General features: G+C 28.8%; 24 protein-coding genes. 1 reads left to right on the forward strand and 23 read right to left on the reverse strand.

Annotated elements, in window-relative coordinates:
• Positions 1 to 13 precede the first annotated feature (13 nt).
• The 21 genes from KGF41_RS00095 to KGF41_RS00180 all read right to left on the reverse strand — a co-directional run bounded on the left by KGF41_RS00095 (position 14) and on the right by KGF41_RS00180 (position 11,283).
• The gene (locus KGF41_RS00095; protein ID WP_227856233.1) at positions 14 to 229 is read right to left on the reverse strand and encodes a hypothetical protein; all 216 of its coding nucleotides are present in this window, start codon (positions 227 to 229) and stop codon (positions 14 to 16) included.
• On the reverse strand, positions 230 to 1,645 hold the full coding sequence (locus KGF41_RS00100; RefSeq protein ID WP_227856234.1) for an ADP-ribosyltransferase: 1,416 nt from the start codon (positions 1,643 to 1,645) through the stop codon (positions 230 to 232).
• On the reverse strand, positions 1,645 to 3,126 hold the full coding sequence (locus KGF41_RS00105; protein ID WP_227856235.1) for a phage portal protein: 1,482 nt from the start codon (positions 3,124 to 3,126) through the stop codon (positions 1,645 to 1,647). Before KGF41_RS00105 ends, KGF41_RS00100 begins: the two co-directional genes overlap by 1 nt.
• 10 nt (positions 3,127 to 3,136) lie before the next feature.
• Positions 3,137 to 4,399, reverse strand: a complete 1,263-nt coding sequence (locus KGF41_RS00110) for a PBSX family phage terminase large subunit (protein WP_227856236.1) — start codon at positions 4,397 to 4,399, stop codon at positions 3,137 to 3,139.
• Positions 4,392 to 4,826, reverse strand: coding sequence for a terminase small subunit (locus KGF41_RS00115; RefSeq protein ID WP_227856237.1), 435 nt, complete (start codon positions 4,824 to 4,826; stop codon positions 4,392 to 4,394). The genes KGF41_RS00110 and KGF41_RS00115 overlap by 8 nt, the downstream gene beginning before the upstream one ends.
• Before the next feature lie 432 nt (positions 4,827 to 5,258).
• Entirely contained in the window at positions 5,259 to 5,465 is a 207-nt protein-coding gene (locus KGF41_RS00120; RefSeq protein WP_227856238.1) for a helix-turn-helix domain-containing protein, read from the reverse strand.
• Between the two features lie 420 nt (positions 5,466 to 5,885).
• Positions 5,886 to 6,386 carry a hypothetical protein gene (locus KGF41_RS00125; RefSeq protein ID WP_227856239.1) on the reverse strand — a complete coding sequence of 167 codons (501 nt, stop codon included), beginning with the start codon at positions 6,384 to 6,386 and terminating at the stop codon, positions 5,886 to 5,888.
• Positions 6,387 to 6,404: 18 nt separating this feature from the next.
• On the reverse strand, positions 6,405 to 6,821 hold the full coding sequence (locus tag KGF41_RS00130) for a DUF1064 domain-containing protein (RefSeq protein WP_074179709.1): 417 nt from the start codon (positions 6,819 to 6,821) through the stop codon (positions 6,405 to 6,407).
• A 28-nt stretch (positions 6,822 to 6,849) separates the two neighbouring features.
• Positions 6,850 to 7,044, reverse strand: coding sequence for a hypothetical protein (locus KGF41_RS00135; protein WP_074179708.1), 195 nt, complete (start codon positions 7,042 to 7,044; stop codon positions 6,850 to 6,852).
• On the reverse strand, positions 7,037 to 7,165 hold the full coding sequence (locus tag KGF41_RS20775; RefSeq protein WP_074179707.1) for a hypothetical protein: 129 nt from the start codon (positions 7,163 to 7,165) through the stop codon (positions 7,037 to 7,039). Before KGF41_RS20775 ends, KGF41_RS00135 begins: the two co-directional genes overlap by 8 nt.
• A 4-nt stretch (positions 7,166 to 7,169) precedes the next feature.
• The gene (locus KGF41_RS20780; protein WP_255611279.1) at positions 7,170 to 7,301 is read right to left on the reverse strand and encodes a hypothetical protein; all 132 of its coding nucleotides are present in this window, start codon (positions 7,299 to 7,301) and stop codon (positions 7,170 to 7,172) included.
• The gene (locus tag KGF41_RS20785) at positions 7,285 to 7,419 is read right to left on the reverse strand and encodes a hypothetical protein (RefSeq protein WP_255611280.1); all 135 of its coding nucleotides are present in this window, start codon (positions 7,417 to 7,419) and stop codon (positions 7,285 to 7,287) included. Before KGF41_RS20785 ends, KGF41_RS20780 begins: the two co-directional genes overlap by 17 nt.
• Complete coding sequence (locus KGF41_RS00140) at positions 7,419 to 7,781, reverse strand: hypothetical protein (protein ID WP_074179705.1); 363 nt, start codon at positions 7,779 to 7,781, stop codon at positions 7,419 to 7,421. The genes KGF41_RS20785 and KGF41_RS00140 overlap by 1 nt, the downstream gene beginning before the upstream one ends.
• Before the next feature lie 29 nt (positions 7,782 to 7,810).
• Complete coding sequence (locus KGF41_RS00145) at positions 7,811 to 8,230, reverse strand: single-stranded DNA-binding protein (protein ID WP_227856240.1); 420 nt, start codon at positions 8,228 to 8,230, stop codon at positions 7,811 to 7,813.
• Positions 8,231 to 8,249: 19 nt separating this feature from the next.
• Positions 8,250 to 9,152: a helix-turn-helix domain-containing protein gene (locus KGF41_RS00150; protein ID WP_227856241.1), complete on the reverse strand. Its 903-nt coding sequence runs from the start codon at positions 9,150 to 9,152 to the stop codon at positions 8,250 to 8,252.
• Between the two features lie 9 nt (positions 9,153 to 9,161).
• Positions 9,162 to 9,794 carry an ERF family protein gene (locus KGF41_RS00155; RefSeq protein WP_227856242.1) on the reverse strand — a complete coding sequence of 211 codons (633 nt, stop codon included), beginning with the start codon at positions 9,792 to 9,794 and terminating at the stop codon, positions 9,162 to 9,164.
• The gene (locus KGF41_RS00160; protein ID WP_074179702.1) at positions 9,787 to 10,053 is read right to left on the reverse strand and encodes a hypothetical protein; all 267 of its coding nucleotides are present in this window, start codon (positions 10,051 to 10,053) and stop codon (positions 9,787 to 9,789) included. Before KGF41_RS00160 ends, KGF41_RS00155 begins: the two co-directional genes overlap by 8 nt.
• A gap of 88 nt (positions 10,054 to 10,141) precedes the next feature.
• Positions 10,142 to 10,390: a hypothetical protein gene (locus tag KGF41_RS00165; RefSeq protein ID WP_074179701.1), complete on the reverse strand. Its 249-nt coding sequence runs from the start codon at positions 10,388 to 10,390 to the stop codon at positions 10,142 to 10,144.
• A 16-nt stretch (positions 10,391 to 10,406) separates the two neighbouring features.
• On the reverse strand, positions 10,407 to 10,634 hold the full coding sequence (locus tag KGF41_RS00170) for a hypothetical protein (protein ID WP_227856243.1): 228 nt from the start codon (positions 10,632 to 10,634) through the stop codon (positions 10,407 to 10,409).
• Between the two features lie 25 nt (positions 10,635 to 10,659).
• The gene (locus tag KGF41_RS00175) at positions 10,660 to 11,040 is read right to left on the reverse strand and encodes a helix-turn-helix domain-containing protein (protein ID WP_074179699.1); all 381 of its coding nucleotides are present in this window, start codon (positions 11,038 to 11,040) and stop codon (positions 10,660 to 10,662) included.
• A 30-nt stretch (positions 11,041 to 11,070) separates the two neighbouring features.
• Positions 11,071 to 11,283, reverse strand: coding sequence for a helix-turn-helix domain-containing protein (locus KGF41_RS00180; RefSeq protein WP_227856244.1), 213 nt, complete (start codon positions 11,281 to 11,283; stop codon positions 11,071 to 11,073).
• A gap of 61 nt (positions 11,284 to 11,344) precedes the next feature.
• Between KGF41_RS00180 and KGF41_RS00185 the strand changes: the two genes are divergently transcribed.
• Positions 11,345 to 11,656, forward strand: a complete 312-nt coding sequence (locus tag KGF41_RS00185; RefSeq protein ID WP_074179698.1) for a hypothetical protein — start codon at positions 11,345 to 11,347, stop codon at positions 11,654 to 11,656.
• Here KGF41_RS00185 and KGF41_RS00190 read toward each other — a convergent pair.
• Positions 11,645 to 11,827 carry a hypothetical protein gene (locus tag KGF41_RS00190; protein WP_074179697.1) on the reverse strand — a complete coding sequence of 61 codons (183 nt, stop codon included), beginning with the start codon at positions 11,825 to 11,827 and terminating at the stop codon, positions 11,645 to 11,647. The two genes, KGF41_RS00185 and KGF41_RS00190, sit on opposite strands and share 12 nt — an antisense overlap.
• Positions 11,828 to 11,874: 47 nt before the next feature.
• Positions 11,875 to 12,702, reverse strand: a complete 828-nt coding sequence (locus KGF41_RS00195) for a phage antirepressor KilAC domain-containing protein (protein ID WP_227856245.1) — start codon at positions 12,700 to 12,702, stop codon at positions 11,875 to 11,877.
• Positions 12,703 to 12,878: the final 176 nt, after the last annotated feature.

Below are 12,878 nucleotides of genomic sequence, written 5' to 3' on the forward strand. Positions count from 1 at the left end.
AACCTATAAGTATTTAATCCTCTATTACACCTATTTTCTTGAGATGTTCTCTAAACCTCTTTTTATTCTTAATCCTATCCTCTTCTGAGATTTCTTCATGCCCTATCACTTCAAATCCAATTGGCGAATATTGTGTTCTCCATAAAAACATATCATGAGGAGATAATTCTTTATAAGCATCTCCTTTTTCTTCATCAGGTAGCTTTATAAATTCTTCTATTGTTAGCATTTAATTCACTTCCTCTAATAAAATATGAATTGTTCCCTTAATTCTTTCAATTTCAATAACTTTAAACCTTGAACCTCGTTTATACAATACTTCTTGTTCTTTAGGGTTATATTTACTTACATCTTTTCCTTTTTGTGAATTTAATATATACATCTGCACTTGACCATCAGGATTATAAGTATTTCCTTTTGTTGTTGAAGTATAGTCATAATTAGTTACTATACCCCCCAATTTGTATATACTTATGAATTCATCTAAACTTTCTTTATTATAAAAATATAATGACCTTGTAACATCACCTTCATAATTTGGCATTTTATCTAAAACTCTATCTAAGTTATTTATAAACCATTCATCATCTTCTGTCAATTTAATATTTCTTCTTAATTTCTCATTAATTTTATAGGCATCTCCACCCATATATTTATATAAAGCTAACATCTCATCTTCAGTTGGTTCTTTACTCTTATTAACTTTTCCTTCTATTCCTGCAAACTCTAATCCATATTCATTAAACCATTCATCAAGTTTAGAATTTTCTTCTCCATCTATCCAACTTCTTAACTCTTTGCCTATATCCTCCATACTCAGTGGAATATCATATTCAAAGGTACACTTTCCTAAAGGATGCTCTAATGGTAACTCTTCTGGAATATATGTTTTTCCATTTCTATCTGCACAAACTTTACACATTCTAGGATGATGTGATGACATCCACTTAATCCCTTTAACAAATGGATTCTTCTTACAACTTTCTTTAGCTGTCTTTTGATATGCATGAGTTATATATGTAGATGCTAGTCTATAGGCATTAAAATCTATTTTTTTATTACTTTTCGGATACACCTTTGACCAATCATAATCTTTCTTCACCTTTGGATTAACATATTTTTCTAAATCTTTGGCTATATCATAACTGCCTTTTTTTTCTGCTAATCCTCTGCTTACAATATAATCTAAATCATTCTTAGTTTTATCTATATTACCCCAAATTCTATCACTTAATTTAAGCTTATCTTTATACATACTACCAGATATAACTTGTCTTAGTACATCTTCATGAACTTTACTAAACATATCAGTAAACTGTGGCTTTAAATTAACTGAATAGTTATCACATATATTATTAAAAAAGCTTAATTGTTCATCTGTGGTAGTTTTTATTACTTTTGATATTTCACTTTCAATATCTTTTTTTAGCTTCTTTCCTAACCTGTCATATTCTTTATTTAGGTAAACTATACTTTCTCTTAAGTATTGTTCAGATAATGTATTAGAGTTAACTTTATTTAATTTTTTTGCATATTCATTAGCTATATCTTTGTATAATTGTCTTATCTTTTTAGTAGTTTTATTTGATGATATATCTCTAGCTCTTTCAGCGTTCTTCATAGCCTCATTGAACTTATTAGTCATTATTCATCAACTACTTCTTTTGATTCTTTTTCATTGATTGTTTCATCTGATTCTTCTGTAGCTATAGCTTCTGATTTTTCTTCCAAATTAAAACTTTCTTCTAATATTTGTCTTTCGATTGACATTTGTTGTAATTCTTCATCTGCTATATCATCATTACTATTACTCCACTTCTTAATGAAAGTTTTCCTAGACATTGCTTGAGCATTTACTTGTTGAATATCAAGTAATTTCTCTGAGTCTTCATCTTCTTGCAATGGATATTGATTTTCAACTATTACTTCATAAGAATCCTTGTCCAATGTAGGTATTTTTACTATATTATAAACTTCTATCATTTCTATCATAGCTCGTATTAGCCATTCAAGAGCTGGACCCCATGATTTCATTTTTTCTTCACATCTAGTTATTAATTGCCAGTACAATGCTTTCATTGATTTACCTGATGTCATCATACCTTTAAGATCCTGATTATTTATAAGTGGTATATTTAATACATCATGCATATCTGATTTAATTCTATTAAGTGAGTTTTCTATCCTAGTATCATATCCAAAGTCAGTAGGAATTGTATTGATTTGTGCTTGTTTTTGGTCAGCAGTTTGAGAAGTTTCTACATCCCAATAAGCACCTGGTTTTATTTTAAAATGTTTGCTTGATTCTTCCTCAACATCAACACCGTATATAATGCGATTCATTCCTTTTTTAAGAGTATCTATATCCTCAGAAGCTAGCTTATTGTAAGCCATCTGATTATCAAATATCTCTTCTATATCGCTCTCACCTCTTAAATCACCAAGTAATCCATCATTAAGAATAACATAACAAGGTATCCCACTAAGCTTTAAATCTGTATCACTTATTATTTCTTCTATACATAATCCATAACCATTATAGATACCTTCACTTAAAATACATTTGCCATTAACCATTTCATACTTTTGTTTCCAAATTCTTTGTTTATCTTTTTCTACTTCTTGATTTGTTTGATGGAAAAATACAATTTTCTTAAGTTCATCAAATTGGTTATCAAATGGCTCATATATAAATTCTAAACTTGGTACAAACATTATCTTTAAGCTTTTACTTTCTTTATCTGCATGTAGCTTTATAGCTATTCTTTTACCAATAAAACAATCTCTAGCTGCTTTGATTAGCTTATCTGAAAACAAATTTTTCTTTAGAATCTTATTAATACATTGGTTTATTTCTTCTGCCTTATTTTTATCCAAATCATTCTCTGGTTTTATTGTAAATATTGGTGTCTTACCAAATAAAAACCTTGCTTCTTCTTTAATTAACTTTTTAATATAATTTGTTTTTTTTCTTGTTTGCTTATAATCGTGTTCCTCTTCTATCCAATGTTGTCCTGTACCTTCATACTTATCATACAGCCTTATAATTTCACCCATTTCTCTTATCACTTCTTGACCATACAAGCCTGTAAGTTCCATCTGAATCATATCTATTAAATCTAACATGTTACACCCCCTATCTACTGTTATATTTCCTTTCCCTACCATGCATTTTCATATCTAACTCTAGTGCATATCTTGTTGCATCAATTGAATGATTGTCTTTATCTTCTAATTTAGCTCTTACATTTCCATCTTTATCTGTTTGATAGTCTATGTTTTCAAACTCTCTGGCTATATTTGGAGTCCTATTTGGGTCTATTACTATTGCTTGTAAATCATCTAGCCAATTCTCTCCAAATTCAATTGAGCCAGGTCCTTTTTTAGCTTTTAATGCTCTTATTCCATACTCTCTAAGTTCTGCAATACTTCTTGGCTCTGCACTATCACAAATAATATTAAAATCATCATATCCTTTTGATTTAATCTTAGAAGCTAATTCTCTTATGGACATTTTCACTCCAAATATTTCATCTATAAAATATATAATTCTTTGCTTTTTGTCATAATGAAGTCTTACAAATGCCATAGGGTCTGTTGCATATCCAAAGTCATTACCTTGCCTTATGTTATCAAAATGAAATATTTCTTCATTTGTTATTGTTTTAAACTCTAAATTAGAAAATGGGACTACTCCAGAACCAATTGGCTCTCCTAAGTACTCCCATCTATATTTAAATTCATTTCTTATTCTAATCTCATTAGCTTCATCAACAAAAGCTTCTGATATGTGAGGATTATCTAAATAAGTACTATGATGTACATATGTATTTTTAGGAAGAGTATGAGTTTCAAATTTCTTATTAACCCATGATTGCTTCCTCTTTGGAGGATTATATGATAAGAATATTTTGTATCCTATACCCTTAGGTAGTTTACCTCTTAGAACTGAATTAATTACCATAGACAGTTCATCTTCTGTCTTTATTTCTGCAACTTCTTCAAACCATGCAAAGACAATAGGATACTTAGCTGATTTTATAGATTTAATCTTTTGTGGATCATCAAGACCTCTAAATATAAACTTATTCCCTCTAGGTATAAAAATAATCTCCATTGGTGATTTCTTAAACTGAAATAGATGTGTTAACCCAAGTATCTCTATAGTTTCTTTTAGTTGTTCATATACACTATCCATTATTGTGTTTCCAACTTTTCTAAAACATACAGTATTTACTGGATATTTAACCATAGCCATAGTTAGCCAAAAAGCTATATGAGTTGACTTAGCTGAAGCTCTTCCACCTTTTAATACATGATATAGATACTTATTACTGTTGCCTATCTTCCAAAATTCATAGAAGCTTTTATTTATTATTTCAGATATTTTTTTATTCATCTTGTAAATTTCCTACATCGTCAATTATAGTTACTCCAACATTTCCATCTAAATCAATTTTTTCAGTCCATAAAGCATATCTTTTTCCTAATAATTCAGCTGCCTTATTTCTATCTTTTATACTTACATCCTTCTTAATTGTTTCAGCACCATTTTCAGATACTACTACAACTTCTTCTTTTTCCTGATTTCTTAATATTTTTGTTAGATACTCCATAACTTCTTTTGCATCTGCAATCCTTTTTGAAGTAAGGATTTTCAATTCTTCATCAACATAATTTTTAATATTAGGTTTAGTTAAGTTTTCAGCACCTATTACTGCTGCTGTTTTTGGACTATATCCAGCCTTTATTGCTGATTGAGTAGCATTTCCAGTTTCAATATAATAGTCACAAAACCTTTTTTGTTTCTCAGTTAAATTTTCCATACCACCACCTCTTTATTTACTTTCTCTGTTTTATAATAAAAAAATAAGACTTTGAAATTAATCTAAGTCTTATTTTTAGGGGATACATATTATTTTTAAGGGAGCAAGTTCTAGGAATTGAACCTAAACACTGACACCAGTACTTGCATATTGAGTGAGGTTACCAATCCCCACTCTTTTAGACAATGAATTAAATTCTGTTTTAATCTCAATTATCTACATATAGTGTATTAATAAGTTTGAACATTGTAAGAATTGAACTTACAGCATCCTCATGCCCTGCCTAGTCTGTTCATATAAGCTAGGTGAATCCCTTAACCTAGCTCGCATATATATTTAGTTTTGAGAGGGAAATATTCATTTCCACAATACTATTATCTCATATTTTAAATCATAAAATCGGCAGAAAAACGGCAATAAAAAACCTAGAAATTAATCTAGGTCTTTCATTATATTATCTAATTTTCCATATTCTCTTTCCATTGCTTCAATAGTTACTACCCAATCACGACCAAATTTTTTACAATCAATATTTTCAACTAATTTACCTGTCGCAACTGCTTTTCTAAGTGTAGAATCTTTCAAATTCCATAATTTTGTTGCTTCTGCAAAGCTATAAATGCCTTCAAATCGATTCATAAAATCCCCCCTAATCATTGCTAGAAAATTGAGTTAATAACATAATATAACAAGATTAATGCTCCAATTAATTTAATAGTGTCATACAGTAATTTCAATAATTCAAATGTTAACTCTCTATACTTATTCATTGTATTTTTAGTGACTATGTTTTATAATTTAGTTAAGAGGGAAGGTGCAACTTCCACTCTTAACGTTTTACTAATGTAGGCTATCTATTACCATTTTGATGACTGCTAATAGTGTGCCAACTTCGAGTACGAGTTCAGTTAATTCTTTTATGAGTTTTCTGAACTCTTTTATTTTCTTAGCCACTTTCTTTTCACCTCCTTTCTATACTTTAATTATATCACGCATACGTGATATTGTCAATAATTTCCATATATCTTTTTTACAAAAAAATAGACAGCTATTAACTGTCTATAAATCCAACATTTTAAATAATGGTTCTTGTTCTATTAATGCCTTTTTACCAAATAAAGCTATTGATATTGAACTAATAGCTTGGTTAGCTCTCTCTCTTAATTGTCTTTCTTCTAAATATACCTTATCAACTATTAAACTCCATTCTAAGCCTTCAATATACCTATACATTATAATTTGTTTATGTATAGGTTTTAAATTGCTTATGGATACATCTATTGTATATTTTAATACTTCCATCTCGTATAGTTCTATCTGTTTTTCTATTATCTTTTCTTCAATATTAATTAACTCATTTTCAACTTGATTGCTCATTGAATTAGTTTTACTTATAGGAATGCTGTCATAGCTTAAGCCTTTCATAAAATCGCCTAAATGGCACTCTTTAAGATTTTTTATTTGAAGTTTTAGACTTTCAATATTGATATTTAATTGTTTATAGTTCTCAAGGTGCTTCTTAGTTGCTATAAAAAACTCCTTTCTAACTTTACTTGCCATAACATCACCCCTACTTATCTAAGCTACTTTCTTCTTATTTTCTTTTCTTTTTTTCTTAAGCTCATCATATTCTATCCAACCATCTACACCAAATTTTTTACTCTTAGCAATCCATATAAGTATTTTATCTTGATACTTATAGTCAAAAAGCTTTTTTCTAAGCTCACCTTGTTGTGTGCTATATCCTTTCACATCTATATAAACAACTTCTCCATTCCATTTATAGATAGCAAAGTCAACTGTATATGTAATAGCTCTATAGTTTTTACCATCCTTTTTAAATTTAGGTTGTAGCTCAAATTTCTGTTGCAATCCAAAGTCTTTAATTTCTCCCTTTTCCTTTTTAGACTTTAGATATAAATAATACTCAGATTCATCCTTACTATCAAATTTAATTCCATCTATCACAATTTTTTTATTGTTATACTTACTCAATCAAATACCCCTTTGTCTCTTAAAATCACTAGTTTTTATCCATATCATTTATGAATTTATAAACTTCATGTACACTATATCCAAATCTTTTAAATCCTTTTACATACCTCCTTATTGAACTTGATACACTTCTACCTACTCTACAATTTTCATATCCTTGCCATAAATTTTCTCTTTCATCTTGTTTTACCATTTTAAAAACTGCTTTTTGAAATTTATTCATTTTCTCTACCCCTAGCCTTATTAGCCTTCTTTTCACATCTCTTGCAACAGTAAAGTTTTTTAGATTCTTTTTGAGTGTAAAATAATTTACCACACCAGTTACAAATTATTCTCTTATTCATAGAATCACTTCTTTCCTAATTCATTATGATATTTGTTATTACAATTTTCACACTCTTTTAGATTTATTCTGTATTCATAAACTCTACCAACTATGAAACTACTTATTATAAGTGTAATACTAGTTAAAATATTCATTTCTCAACATCTCCTCATACTCATCTCTGGCTTTATCTATTGCAGAAAATATATTTTCTCCATTATCATAAAGCTCTTTTGCTCTTTTGATTGTGTATTCTGTTCTTGAAACTTCCATTATTCCTCCTCAATATATTCAGCTCTCCAACCACTTCTGGTTTTAGTTTGTTTCTTTATAGTTTGATAAACTGCTTGATGTTTTAATCTTAAGAAACATGCTGCACTATCTAATGATTCAAATTCTTTGATTTCTCCTGTGTCAACATTACTCAGTCTTACTGATAGTGATTTTTTTCTTTTTCTTTCTTTTTTTACACCAAATTCTGACAGCATCTTTTCTGGTCTTGGATATACCTTTTTTCCATTTCTCATAATTCCTAATAAACAGCAATATAGAGCTAAATAGTTCCTACATGTAAGGTCATCCTCTATAAGATTGTCCACTACTGAGCCACTAAAATACCTTTCTACTTTATACATCTATTTCACCTCATACTTAATTTTTTAGATTAAAATGGTAACTCATCATCATCTATAATTTCAAATCCTTGAGGGTCTAGTCCTATTGTTTCATCTTGTACACTCTCTTTATATGAATTACTTGATTTACTCTTACTTTCTAAGGATTGCACTGCTCTTGTACTTACTTTAGTAAAAGTTCTTTTTTCGCCAGATTGAGTTTGATAATTATCAACTCTTATATTCCCTTCTAATTCCACTAATTTCCCTTTAGTTATATAATTTGCACAGTATTCAGCAGATTTACCTATTACTTCAATTGGTATAAAATCAGTTTCTCTTTTTCCATCTTTATTTACATAGTTTCTATCTATAGCTATTGTAAACGATGCTATTGCCGTACCTGTTCCTGGTATATATTTAAGTTCTGGGTCTTTAGTTAATCTCCCAACTAATACAACTTGATTCATTTTATTACCTCCATTAATATTATTTAAATTTTGCTTTTTGACTCTTTTTGATAATTTCATCTAGTTCCTTATTACTATACTGAGTGAATGTTTGTTCAAAATTAGCAAACTTATTTTTACTTACTTGATTATTAACTATTACTGTCTTATTATTTTCATGTTGTAACCTATATGATTCTAGTTGATCATATGTAGCTATATTTGCATCCTTCCATTTTTTAAGTATTCCTTTTAAATATGCTAAATTCATATTCATTTTCTCAGCACATATTTCTATTGCTCTTTTAAATACTCTTATTTCTATTTCACTAGAAACTTCTATTAGCCACTGAGCTGTAATTGGATATACTACTCCTATATTTTCTTCATAGAGCTTTTTAAACTCCTTTAAAGAGTTATCCACAGGTTTCTCTATATACAAACTACTTTTAATACTGTTATTTATAATACTGTTACTTATAGTGTCCGACTTTTCCATGTCCGGCTGAGCCATGTCCGGTAAATTCGGATATGGTTCCATGTCTGCTTTTTTCGGACGTGGTTTTTTCTTATTTTTATTTTCTTTTTCACATCTAACTGATATATAGCTTTCTATATAGCTCCTATCAAATACTACTTCATATATATTATTTTGCATTTTTCCTTCTCTAGTTTTATTTTTATATACTTTTATATAGCCACTAACTTTTAATTCATTCAAATATCTGCTAAATGTATCTTTATTTATTCCAAGTTCATGAGTCATAATATCTCTTGATGGATAACACGTTCCACTTGCTCCTGCAAAGCTAGTTAGATAAAAATATAAGGCTCTTGCTCCTGTTGTTAACCATGAATCTCTAGCCACTAATTGTGGAGAAAGCCCATACCCATCACTTAGTATATTTCCTTTTTCAATAGTTGTTCTGTCCCTATCACTCAAGAGATTCACCTACTTAATTATCCCTTTTTCTCTTTGTAATTTCTCATATCCAACACATATCTGGTCATATTCTTGTTTACTTAAATCCTTAACTTCCTTATTAAATTTATAATATACCTCACTTTTTACTCTGTCTGAATCTTTACCTACAGTATTTCCTATTGAAAATAACCTTTTTATTTGATTCTGATTTATCTTATTTTGATTACTTTCATTACATTTGTTATTTGAATTAATTAAATCACTTTTCTTATAATCTTCTTTTCCACTAGTTGCATCAAAAGTATCATTTTCTGTTATATTTAGTAATTGTATGTACAGATACCTAGTCTGATAAGTTTCAATTCCTCCTAGAGCTTGTAATTCATTAGAACCTTTTAGTTGTAAATCTCTCATTGGAGAAGTGAATATTATCTCCTCTGTTGGATTTTCTCCATTAATCAATGTTAGTGTCGCATAATCATTTGTAAAGGTCACTATGGGGCATAATTTGGCTTTTTCTAATAAGTCAGTTGCTTGTGGTAGAAAGTCTGCTAACTCAAAATACTTAAAGTTAGCAAACTTGTTTTGACCACTCTTTTTAATATCTAATTTATTAAACTTAATTCTTACATCCATCAACTTAATGTAAATATTATTCACTTCCAACAGTCTCACTCTCCATTTCTCTTATGTTACGTTCTAATACTGACATAAAGCCATCTATGTAGTCACCATATAGCCCTTCTGATTTATGTTTTTCCAAATGCTGTTTAAACTGTTCTACAGTCCAACCTTTTTTATGTTTTTCTATACAAGATTCTAATGCTGCTATACATCCTAAGCTCTCCTCTAACTCTGGGCCTTCAAATCTAGTAAATTTTAATAAAAGTAATCTATCTTCTAAAGTTTTTATTTGCATAATACCCCCACTTTACTATATACTTAAAGTAACTTTGGATTACTTTAAAGTAGTTATTTTTGAATTGAGCCTCTGCAAAGGCTCTTTTCTATATCTGAATATCTATTGGTCTATCCCTCTCAAGCTCTTCTTGATACATCATAGCTTCTCTAAACTCTGTTGAAGCTTCTAATTTGATATCATGCTCTAATCCTTCTAATATATTTTTACTAGCAAACTTTACTGCTTCCCACCAGTTTAAATTACTGATTTCAAATTCTCCTATATCTTTCAATTTATTTATTTCTTTTTCTGCTTGTTTAATTTGACCTATTGCAATTAATCTAGCTGTTTCCATACTGTTTGCCCCCTTTTTAATTTAGAAATTTAATTTCATAATCACTATGTTTTACATCTTCTATTGTTAGAGCTTGATACTCCATACTTCCCCTTTCTTTGTCATAGTATGCTAGATTTAATTCATGCGTAGATGCTTGTACAATTAAGCAACTTCCCTCAAAGCTAAGTTTTTTGGAACTTATTTTTACTACATTACCTACCTTGAATTTATCTAAATCAAATTTTATTACTAGTCCTTCCATTTGACTTTCCTCCTTAAAATATTTTTTAAATTATTTCCTCTTCTGCTTCCTTCAAAAGCTCGTCTAAGTTTCGTCCTTGGTTTCTATCAATAAAATCATCTAATTCATATCTTGATATTTTTCTACCATTTCCCCAACTCAATGTTTTTATTAGCCCCTTTTTTACTAATTGGCGAGTTAGTTTGGAATCCATTTTTAGTACTTTTCTAGCTTCATCTATTGATATTAAGTAGTTTGGATAACCTCTTTTAATTAATACAACTACGTCTTTTGGCTCTAATACTTGAAGATTTTTTTCCTTAGCTTTGACTTTTTCATTTTCTAAGTTATGTTTACTTAACTCCACTTCTATTAAGCTTTTTAAACTATCACTAAATTGCTTTGTTATATTTTCAGAAACACTCATATAAAGCTTTTCTCCCCTCTTTTAAATTATTTATCTTCCAACCAATTCATCTAATGTAATATCTAAATAATTAGCTAATTTTATTAGAGTATCTATAGTTGGGTTAGTTCTTTTATTTTTCAACAGTTTATATAGACCACTTACATCTACATTCAATTCTTTTGCTAATTTATAAGGTTTTATACCTCTTTTTCTTAGTATTTGACTTATATTGTCGCCTATTAATATTAGAATCCCCTCCATTCTACATGGTATAATATAAATATGGAATATATTCCAAATCACTCAGAAAGGATACAAAATAATGAGTAAAAATGGATTTAAAGATTTAGAAAAATCCTTGAAAAACTTAGAAAAAAACATTAAAGAATCAACTGGACAAGTTCCTATTGATAAAGTCTGTAATTCTAAATTCATGACCAAATATACAAACTTCACATCTTTTGATGAACTATTGAAATCTGGAAATTACAATGTTAATTCTTCAAGAGACTTTGAAGCTATTCCAAAAGATGAATTTGATATTTACATTTCTAAAAATACTAAGTTTTCTACATGGAATAAAATGCTTAGCACTGCTACAGAAGAATATTTAAAATCTACTCTAAAGTTTTAAATGTGATTTAAATTCAGATGGTATTGTACTAATCTCTTCGTTTAATTCATCTATCAAAGATTTAATCTTATTTATTTTGATATTTAAACTATCTTCGTTTTTAGGTACAATCATCACAGTTAAATTTGATGGCTCCTTAGGTACTGCCTTTGGAGTTTTTCTATTTTTCATTTTTATCTAATCACCTCTTTTTGAATATTCTATATTTTACCAAATTACTAACCTAACATTGATGTTTGATAACTATATTCCTTTTCTACATCAGGTAATATGTTATTTGTTTTCAATAAATCATATAAAAACAATCTTCCCTTTTGAGTCCACTTTGTTGTCATTTTTACATCAGACATTCCATCACTTCTCGTTATGTCTATTGTTTCTGAATGAGTGTATCCCTTCCCTTGATATTGTTTATATAAAAGCCATTGTCCACTTTGTTTGTATTGCACTCCTCGTTCATGTAACTTTTTATTCATTTCTTTTCCACTCATTCCATAGTCTTTTGCTATTTGAGTTATAGTAACAAGACCTTTGTTTTTAAGTATCATATCTGTATAATCTGCTTTTGGTTTAAGTTCATTTATAACTTGGTCTTTCATTTTACCTTCTAATTGTAACTGCTCTTTCTCCTTTTGTTCCTCTATCCAACGTTTAGCACGCTCTATAGGATTATCTATCATATAACTATCTTTTGATTGTTGATTTACCATATTATATGTGCCAGTTTTACGAATGCTTGGTAAAACTTCATCTGTAACCCAATCTTGAAATCTTTCAGCTTCTTCTTTTCTTGATTTGAAAATTAGTTTGTACACACCACTTTCAGTAAGAAAAATCTCTCCTGTATTATGTAATTTTCTAAACTGCATATTATGCATTTTAGAATTATTCAACTTAACTACCTGATTATCATTAAATTTTCTAATACTGCTGTTAACATCTGAAATCTCTAAACATTCTGCTACATGCTTAGGATTAAATAAAACTTTACCTTCAAATTCAAATACTTCAACTTCTTTTCCTTCAAATATCATTAGGTTGTTCATATTTATTCCTCACTTTCTATAAAGAAATCTTGACTCTTCAAATTTGATGAGTCCTCTATAATCCTCTTATATCTCTTAATAAGTTATCATGTTTCTTTTCTATTAATTCTGCTATCTCTCTACTCTCAACCAATAGCTTATTCCCCTGTTCAATTATTGTTAGACCACTCATGCTA

The sequence above is a fragment of the Clostridioides sp. ZZV14-6150 genome (assembly GCF_020657875.1).
Taxonomy (GTDB): Bacteria; Bacillota; Clostridia; order Peptostreptococcales; family Peptostreptococcaceae; genus Clostridioides.

Bases quoted from the DNA above. Each gene is read 5' to 3' on its own strand.
- KGF41_RS00095 (WP_227856233.1), bottom strand. From the start codon at position 229: ATGCTAACAATAGAAGAATTTATAAAGCTACCTGATGAAGAAAAAGGA.
- KGF41_RS00100 (WP_227856234.1), bottom strand. From the start codon at position 1,645: ATGACTAATAAGTTCAATGAGGCTATGAAGAACGCTGAAAGAGCTAGA.
- KGF41_RS00105 (WP_227856235.1), bottom strand. From the start codon at position 3,126: ATGTTAGATTTAATAGATATGATTCAGATGGAACTTACAGGCTTGTAT.
- KGF41_RS00110 (WP_227856236.1), bottom strand. From the start codon at position 4,399: ATGAATAAAAAAATATCTGAAATAATAAATAAAAGCTTCTATGAATTT.
- KGF41_RS00115 (WP_227856237.1), bottom strand. From the start codon at position 4,826: ATGGAAAATTTAACTGAGAAACAAAAAAGGTTTTGTGACTATTATATT.
- KGF41_RS00120 (WP_227856238.1), bottom strand. From the start codon at position 5,465: ATGAATCGATTTGAAGGCATTTATAGCTTTGCAGAAGCAACAAAATTA.
- KGF41_RS00125 (WP_227856239.1), bottom strand. From the start codon at position 6,386: ATGGCAAGTAAAGTTAGAAAGGAGTTTTTTATAGCAACTAAGAAGCAC.
- KGF41_RS00135 (WP_074179708.1), bottom strand. From the start codon at position 7,044: ATGAATAAATTTCAAAAAGCAGTTTTTAAAATGGTAAAACAAGATGAA.
- KGF41_RS20775 (WP_074179707.1), bottom strand. From the start codon at position 7,165: ATGAATAAGAGAATAATTTGTAACTGGTGTGGTAAATTATTTTACACT.
- KGF41_RS20780 (WP_255611279.1), bottom strand. From the start codon at position 7,301: ATGAATATTTTAACTAGTATTACACTTATAATAAGTAGTTTCATAGTT.
- KGF41_RS20785 (WP_255611280.1), bottom strand. From the start codon at position 7,419: ATGGAAGTTTCAAGAACAGAATACACAATCAAAAGAGCAAAAGAGCTT.
- KGF41_RS00140 (WP_074179705.1), bottom strand. From the start codon at position 7,781: ATGTATAAAGTAGAAAGGTATTTTAGTGGCTCAGTAGTGGACAATCTT.
- KGF41_RS00145 (WP_227856240.1), bottom strand. From the start codon at position 8,230: ATGAATCAAGTTGTATTAGTTGGGAGATTAACTAAAGACCCAGAACTT.
- KGF41_RS00160 (WP_074179702.1), bottom strand. From the start codon at position 10,053: ATGCAAATAAAAACTTTAGAAGATAGATTACTTTTATTAAAATTTACT.
- KGF41_RS00165 (WP_074179701.1), bottom strand. From the start codon at position 10,390: ATGGAAACAGCTAGATTAATTGCAATAGGTCAAATTAAACAAGCAGAA.
- KGF41_RS00170 (WP_227856243.1), bottom strand. From the start codon at position 10,634: ATGGAAGGACTAGTAATAAAATTTGATTTAGATAAATTCAAGGTAGGT.
- KGF41_RS00175 (WP_074179699.1), bottom strand. From the start codon at position 11,040: ATGAGTGTTTCTGAAAATATAACAAAGCAATTTAGTGATAGTTTAAAA.
- KGF41_RS00180 (WP_227856244.1), bottom strand. From the start codon at position 11,283: ATGGAGGGGATTCTAATATTAATAGGCGACAATATAAGTCAAATACTA.
- KGF41_RS00185 (WP_074179698.1), top strand. From the start codon at position 11,345: ATGAGTAAAAATGGATTTAAAGATTTAGAAAAATCCTTGAAAAACTTA.
- KGF41_RS00190 (WP_074179697.1), bottom strand. From the start codon at position 11,827: ATGAAAAATAGAAAAACTCCAAAGGCAGTACCTAAGGAGCCATCAAAT.
- KGF41_RS00195 (WP_227856245.1), bottom strand. From the start codon at position 12,702: ATGAACAACCTAATGATATTTGAAGGAAAAGAAGTTGAAGTATTTGAA.